Raw genomic sequence first — 7,499 nt, forward strand, 5'->3', positions numbered from 1 at the left:
GGGGGCTATATGGCCAGAAAGGATGCGAGCTTAGAACTACGCAAGGCCCGCAGTACCACCGGACAGCTGGAGCTGAACCAGGCCGAGGTGGTGCGCTATGAGGCGATCTTGGTTGGCGCCTCCATGCCGCCGCGCCTGGCCGTCTCCCCCGACCTGCTGACCCTGCCAGCCAGCTGGGCCAGCCAGCCAGACCGCCCCATAGCCGCGCTGGGCGCCGCCGTGGTGCTGGAGGGGAGTCTCGCCAGTACCACGACACCAGAGTGCGCCATGGTGGGCGCATTCGTCATTGAGTGCGGTATGGCGGCCAGTAATCAGCAGCCGGTGCCGGTGATCGCCGGGGAGTACGATATCAACGTATTCCGTGGCCCGAGCGCCGCCCAGGAAAGCCAGTGGGAGCGGGCCGGGCTGGTGAGCAGCCGGGTAGCCAGCACCTGGGAGCGGCCAGAACTGGCCCGCACCATGGGCGCCGTCAGCTGGCAGGAGGCCGAACCCGCTAACAGTGAGCAGGTGGAGCAGAGCGCCATCATGCCCCAGCGCTATGAGCTGGCCCGCAGTCAGTACCAGGAGGGGCTGGCCACCGGTCACGATCATGGCCAGCAGGTGGAGCACCTTGCCCCAGGCCATGCCGTCAATCGCGCCCTCTGGGTCGAGGGTGACAAGGCCGGTATGTGGCAGGCCAGCGGTTATCGCAACCCGCCGCGCTTTGACAAGGTGTGGCAGGCCGACCAGTGGAGCCAGGGCGATGCCGTTGGCCTGCTGCTCTATGGCCGCCGCTTGCGCCTTGGCCTGCCGCTCTGGAAGGGGTGGCGCGATGGCTGGGAGGAGGCGATGCAGCCGGGGCCAGGCACCAGCCCGGATCCGAAGCCGCCGATCATCCCGGAGCGCCCAGACAAGCGCACCCTGCGCCTGGAGTTCGGGCGCAAGCGGGGCGAGGCCGAGCTGGAGTTTGTTTGGCACGGCAGTGATGCAGCAATCGTCATTCCAACCCGGAGGGTTTATCTGGTGAGCAATACAGCGAAGATCGTGCGGGTACGCGATGGGCTCGATATCCCTGCCACGGCGGTAAGTATCGAGCTCGATACCGACTCCTGGGCATGGCAGTTCAGCGCCCAGATCCCCCGTATCGCGGCGGCTGCGCTGACCGATGAGGAAGAGGTCAGCATTCATATCAACGGTCAGCAATGGGACTGCGTGTGTGATGGCTGGCAATCGAGCCAGAGCTTTGGCCGTGAGTCAGCAACGCTGACGGGACGCTCTCGCACTGCTTACTTGTCACCGACCCATGTATTGGCGCAGGCGGTAAGCGAGCCTGCTGCCGCGACCATGGCCCAGCTGGCTGCTGCTGTATTGCCGGTGGGTTGGACGCTGGATTGGCAAGCGGCTGACTGGTTGGTGCCTGCCGGATTCTTTAGCCTGGATAACCAGACCCCTATCGAGGTGGTTAGGTACCTGGCCGAGGCGGCCGGTGGCTTTGTGCTGCCACACCAGCGCAACCGCCATCTGGTCATCAAACCGCGTTACCCCACAGTGCCATGGCAGCTTGACACTGCTGTGGCCGATGTGGCGATCCCCCGCGCCATCATTACCACCCTGGGCAGTGACTTCCAGCCGGGTCATGCCGCCAACGGGATCTGGGTAAGTGGTGGCCATCAGGGCATCAGTGCGCGGGTGGTGCGCCAGGGGACGGCTGGCGAGCAACAAGCGCCGACCATCACCCACCCGTTGGTGTGTGATGTGACGGCAGCCCGTGCCCAGGGTGTGGTGGGGCTGGCCAAGACCATGCCCAAACGTACCCAGACCATTGAACTGCCGTTGTCAGCTGATACCGGGTTGATCCTGCCAGGTGCGCTGCTCGCCGTGGACGGTTGGAAGGGTTACAACCGGGGCGTCAGGGTCTCTGCTGCGTTGCAGAACAGGGCCATGACGGTGCGCCAGCAACTGAGTGTGGAGCGATTTGTATGAACCTGTTTAAGCGATTCCTTGAGTTGGTACCGGGCGCTGATCCCTTGCTGGTTGGTACCGTGACCGCAGTAGGTACCACGACCACGACTCTCAGCGCGTTGGCGGGTGGAACAGTCACAGTACGGGGCACCGGGGTAGCCATCGGCAAGAAGGCGTTTTACAGGGGAGGGGAGCTGGCAGGAGAGGCGCCGGATTTACCGACCTATGAAATAGAGGTTTAATGCCGGTTTAACCTGCTTATCAAACTGGGCGATTCCGGTGCCACCAAGTTTGATAAACTACTGGGCCTGTAGCTTTTCATTTTCCCCGTAACTCTTTTTCATTTTCGGCGGCGGGCTACATCTCGGTCGGCATGTTTATCCTCTCGGCCAATACCTCCCGCTGGCTGTGGCTGCGCAGCCCGGTACTGTGGTCCGCGCTGGCCGGTTTGCTGGTGGCCAACTTGCACATTACGCTGCCGGAATATGTGGTGACCACGGCCTCGCTGCTTGGCCAGATCTCGGTGCCCCTGATGCTCTTTGCGTTGGGTATTCGCCTGATGGAGGGGGAGCTCGATCACCTGGGCCTCGCGCTCAAGTGCAACCTGCTCTATCTGCTGGCGGGGGGATTGTCGCTGCTGCTGGCGATCTGGCTGTTGCCGCTCAAGACGGAGTGGATCCCGCTGTTGATGTTGTCGGTTTCCTTGCCCCCTGCGGTGTTGAATTACATGCTCTGCGAGCAGTATCACTGCCAGCCGGACAAGGTGGCCAGTATCGTGCTCGGCGGCAATGCCCTCTCTGTGCTGGTGATCCCGCTGGCGGTCTGGCTGGCACTTCATCTGCCCGGCTAAGCCAGATTGCATTGGTGCGACGGTGCGACTCACTGGCCAATTGCTTGATCGAACCGAGTCACAGTAGTTCGCATCTCATCCTTGCAGGGGAAAGTTAGCCTATCAGGATCAGCAAGCTTTTCCATGCCATCTCTGTCCATCATTGCCTCCGTGATACATCTGTCGTCCCCGTATCCGGCCCTGAGCCCCAGGGATAACGGCGACAGCTATAGTATGAAAAAGAGCTGACTGACACTGTTTAACCAATGCCAGTGAGGGAAACCGGATGGGCACAAGTGAGCAATCTGATCCTTTGGGGCAGGCAAAATCGCGCTATGACCCGGCATTGCCTACCGGTTATGACTGGCGCAGACACCGCCGTTTTATCCTCAGTGGCGGTGGTTACAAGGCAGAATGCAGCCGTCGCAACTGGTTTTTGGAGTTGCTCAACCCTGTGCCCTATGTGGTAGTGCGCGACATAGCCATCGGCGGCATCGGTATTCTGGGGGCCATACGGTTGAAAGAGGGGGATGAGCTGGTGATTGCCATTCCCTCTGGCGAGATGCTGCGCGGTCTGGTCGTGAGATCCCAGCCAGACCCACTCTTTCCCAAACTCTATCGCACCGGTATTCGTCTGCATCGATATCCGACGGCCGAGCTGTTTGCCCGCTGGCAAAGTTACATTCAGCCGCAAGATAAAGCGGATTTCGACCATGAGTGCCAAGTCTTGAAACAGATACGCGGTGCGTGAACCAAATGCCATTTCAGTGGTTGTTTTCCCCACGTTCAGCATGATTTGTCGATGGATTCCGCAGATCTGCAGGCTTGGCTGGCCCAAGTGATTTATCTTGCTGCATGTGTTTTCATCTTTATGTTTTTATTGAATTTTATCTGTGCCTCTGAAGTCGCGGAGGATACGGATCATTTTCCCTTTTCGTGATCCCCCCCGAAGTAGTTCCCCCTGATATCCCTTAGTATCTGGCCAGCATGACTCCCTTTAGGGGGAGGATAACAAGAACAAAAAGGAATGATGGATGAGATCCGTGAGCAACCAGTGTCTGTTGATGCAGATCCAGCCGACCATCTTGCGCTTTGCCAAGATGCTGGCCAGTGTGCTGCAGCTTGAGGTCGAGATTGTGGATGCCGATATGGTTCGGGTGGCTGGCACCGGGCCTTATGGCAAGTTCTTCGGACGTCAGCTGGAGGGGGATTCCCGCCTGCTGCGCTATGTGATTGATAATCAGCGGGAGAAGATAGTTACCCACACCAGCGATGATCCGGTGTGTGACGGTTGTACCTGCAAGGAGAGTTGCCGTGAGCGCGCCTTCCTCGGGGTGCCCATCATGGTGGACGAGCGTTGTATCGGGGTGATCAGTCTGGTGGCCTTCAGCGACGAGCAGCAGGCGCGCCTCAACAACAATCTGCAGGATGTGTGTGACTATGTGCGCCACATCTCCACCATCTTTGTGGCCAAGTTGCTCGATTCGCGCGGGCTGTCGGACGGGGTCAACAAGGTGTTCCTCAATCTGATGACCAACATGGATCAGGGCTGCCTGCTGCTCGATGACAAGAGTCAACTGCTCTACGCCAACGAGGCGGCACTCCATCATCTGGGTTGCCAGCAGGAACAGCTGCAGGGGCGCGAAGTGGGGATCCGCCCGCTCACCTTCTCCCAACAGGGGCTGAGTGGTCATCTCCAGCACATCATCACCTTTGAAGGTCGTCAGGAGCTGATCATCGGCCAGCTACATCATGTGCAGGGGCAGCAGCTCTTTCTGATGGCGTTTCACCAGTCCCACTCCGGTCAGGTGCAGGAGCCGGATCCGGATGTGCGGATCGATCAGCTGATCGGCGAGAGCAAGCCGATGCGCACCCTCAAGCGACTGCTGCACCGCATCGCCCAGAGTCCCTCCAGCGTGCTGATTTGTGGCGAGAGCGGCACCGGTAAAGAGGTGGTGGCCCGCGCCGTCCATCGCCTGAGTCCGCGGCAGGACAAGCCGTTCATCGCCATCAACTGTGCCGCCATTCCCGAACAACTGCTGGAGAGCGAGCTGTTTGGCTATGTGAAGGGCTCCTTTACCGGTGCCTCCAGCGGTGGCAAACAGGGCCTGATCCAGGCGGCCCATCAGGGAACCCTGTTCCTTGACGAGATTGGCGACATGCCGCTCACCATGCAGGCCAAGCTGCTGCGGGTGCTGGAGCTTCGGGAGGTGACCCCCATCGGGGCCAGCCGACCGGTGCCGGTGGATATTCGCATCATCGCCGCCACTCACCAGCATCTCGATCAATACATCGCCGAAGGGAAGTTTCGCGAGGATCTCTACTACCGCATCAATGTCATCCCCCTCAACCTGCCGCCGCTGCGGGAGCGGGAAGGGGACGTGGAGCTGCTGACCCACTACTTCCTCAACCTGCACACCAGCCGCATCGGCATCGTCTATCCCGGTCTGGCGCCCGAGGTAATGGCGCTGCTCAAGGGGTATCGCTGGCCGGGCAACGTCCGCGAGCTCAGCAACCTCATCGAATATCTGGTCAACGTCAGCCAGGCGGGCGAGGTGATTGACGCCAGCCTGCTGCCCCCCAACATCATCCGCAATCAGGAGCCCCATCGCGTCACCGCCCAGTCGATCCCGGTGACCAACCTGGATGCATCGTTCAATGTGCCTGCCACCGCTCCGCTCGCCGCCACGCCGGAGAAGCTGCCTGAACCCGTTCCGGGTGAGAGCGGCCTTGAGAGCATGGAAAAACAGATGATAGAAGAGACCCTGCAGCGGCTCGGCAACAAGAAACTGGCCTCACAGGCGCTGGGGATTGGGATTGCCACCCTCTATCGCAAGATAAAGAAGTACGAGATTGCCGTGCAGAGCTGAGGCGCTGGCGGCATCTATCCGGCCCGTGTCGTTTATCAGACGACACGGGCTTTTTATGGGAACAAGGTTCTGCGCCATTGCCGAATTGTGCTGAACGAAGTGGCGGGGCAGGGGAGTGGCTGCATGGCAGAATGCAAAAAGCCCGCTCGATGAGCGGGCTTTTTTAATCTGGTGCGTCCTAGTGGATTCGAACCACCGACCCCCACCATGTCAAGGTGATGCTCTAACCAGCTGAGCTAAGGACGCAGGGTGCGCAATGCGACTTTTATTTCTTTATGCAGAAGTGGTGGGTTTAATTGGATTCGAACCAACGACCCCTACCATGTCAAGGTAGTGCTCTAACCAACTGAGCTATAAACCCACTTCATAAACCGGGGTGAAGACCCGTTTTATCCCGCCAGCACTGCTGGCGTGGTCGGCATACTACCCATGGCCCCCAAGGCTGTCAACAAGGGACATGCACAAAGGAGACTGTTTGCCCAGTTCTTGTGCAGCCTGTTGATTTTACAGGCGAGCCGCCCCAAAAGTGCGGCTCCCCGTGCCCCTGGCCGCGCCCTATTGCGCCCGGGAGAGGGCGGTGCAGGCCGCGGGGCTGGCGAAGCGGCCATAGATGACGCGCAGCCGCGCGCCCAGCATCAGGGCGGCGGAGGTGAGACCGACGATGAAGCCTATCCAGAAGCCCTGCGGGCCCATGCGCGGTACCACCCAGTCGGTCAGCCCCAGGATCATGCCGGTGGGCAGACCCAGCCCCCAATAGGCGACGATGGTGACGTAGAAGATGGCCTGGGTATCCTTGTAACCGCGCAGGGCCGCCGCGGCCACCACCTGTACCGAATCGGAGATCTGGTAGATGGCGGCGAAGAAGAGCAGGGTGGCGGCAAGGCCGATCACCTGCAGGTCGTCGGTGTAGATCCCCGCGATGGGGTCGCGCAGCAGCACGGTGAGGGCGGCGGTCGCGGCGGCGACGCCCATGCCCAGTATCAGGCCGGTGCGGGCGGCGACCCTGGCCTGATCCGGTTGACCTTCCCCTATGTTGTGACCGACCCGGATGGTCACGCCGACACCGATGGAGAGGGGCAGCATGAAGACCAGGCTGGAGAAGTTGAGCGCAATCTGGTGACTCGCCACCGTCTCCGCGCCGAAGGGGGCCAGCATCAGGGCGACCACGGTAAACAGGGTCACCTCGCAGAAGATGGCCATGGCGATGGGGAACCCCAGGCGGAACAGGCGCCAGATCCGGCTGCCGTTGGGGCGTGCCAGCTGGGCGAACAGGTTGATGCGCTTGAAGTGGGCAGAACACTTCACATAGACGATCATCGCCAGCAGCATGGCCCAGAGCACGATGGCAGTGGCCACGCCGCAGCCGACGCCGCCGAGTTTCGGCATGCCGAAGTGGCCGTGAATGAAGATGTAGTTGGCGGGGATGTTGACCGCGAGCCCCACGAAACCGATCACCATGGTCGGCATGGTGTGGGAGAGCCCCTCACTGAAGTTGCGCAGCACCTGGAACATCACGAAGGCGGGCAGGCCCCACAGGATGGCGTGCAGGTAGCCGGCAGTCTTGGCCGCCATGACGGGATCCACGTCCATGAATTGCAGTGCCAGGGGGCTGAAGTAGAGTGCCACCATGGCGATGGGCGTGACGATGAGGGCGAGCCAGAAGCCCTGGTGCACGGCGGGGCGCACCTCGTCCTGCTTGCGGGCGCCGTTGAGCTGGGAAACGATGGGGGTGAGGGCCATGATGATGCCCTGCACCAGCAAGATGATCGGCAGCCAGAAGCTGGACGCCACCGACACGGCGGCAAGATCCACGGCGCTCACCTGTCCCGCCATCACGGTATCGACGAAGTTCATGGCGA

General features: G+C 60.9%; 5 protein-coding genes, 2 tRNA genes and 1 pseudogene. 5 read left to right on the plus strand and 3 right to left on the minus strand.

What is annotated here, in order from left to right; all coding sequences use genetic code 11:
• Positions 1 to 9: 9 nt before the first annotated feature.
• From G5358_RS04085 to G5358_RS04105, 5 genes and pseudogenes are all read left to right on the plus strand, one after another.
• Positions 10 to 1,962: a hypothetical protein gene (locus tag G5358_RS04085; protein WP_421323661.1), complete on the plus strand. Its 1,953-nt coding sequence runs from the start codon at positions 10 to 12 to the stop codon at positions 1,960 to 1,962.
• Entirely contained in the window at positions 1,959 to 2,183 is a 225-nt protein-coding gene (locus tag G5358_RS04090; RefSeq protein WP_021229456.1) for a hypothetical protein, read from the plus strand. The genes G5358_RS04085 and G5358_RS04090 overlap by 4 nt, the downstream gene beginning before the upstream one ends.
• 119 nt (positions 2,184 to 2,302) lie before the next feature.
• Positions 2,303 to 2,791: pseudogene (locus G5358_RS04095) on the plus strand (AEC family transporter); the annotation flags it as partial.
• Positions 2,792 to 3,056: 265 nt separating this feature from the next.
• On the plus strand, positions 3,057 to 3,521 hold the full coding sequence (locus G5358_RS04100) for a hypothetical protein (RefSeq protein ID WP_128835637.1): 465 nt from the start codon (positions 3,057 to 3,059) through the stop codon (positions 3,519 to 3,521).
• 283 nt (positions 3,522 to 3,804) lie between these two features.
• Positions 3,805 to 5,640: a sigma 54-interacting transcriptional regulator gene (locus G5358_RS04105; protein ID WP_421323662.1), complete on the plus strand. Its 1,836-nt coding sequence runs from the start codon at positions 3,805 to 3,807 to the stop codon at positions 5,638 to 5,640.
• Between the two features lie 169 nt (positions 5,641 to 5,809).
• Here G5358_RS04105 and G5358_RS04110 read toward each other — a convergent pair.
• The 3 genes from G5358_RS04110 to G5358_RS04120 all read right to left on the minus strand — a co-directional run.
• Positions 5,810 to 5,886: transfer RNA gene (locus G5358_RS04110), tRNA-Val, on the minus strand.
• 38 nt (positions 5,887 to 5,924) lie between these two features.
• Positions 5,925 to 6,001 (minus strand) — tRNA-Val (locus G5358_RS04115).
• 194 nt (positions 6,002 to 6,195) lie between these two features.
• Positions 6,196 to 7,499: MATE family efflux transporter (locus tag G5358_RS04120; RefSeq protein ID WP_421323663.1), on the minus strand; the 1,304-nt coding region annotated here is incomplete at its 5' end.

The organism is Aeromonas sp. 604176 (assembly GCF_049170755.1).
Lineage (GTDB): Bacteria > Pseudomonadota > Gammaproteobacteria > Enterobacterales > Aeromonadaceae > Aeromonas > Aeromonas veronii_A.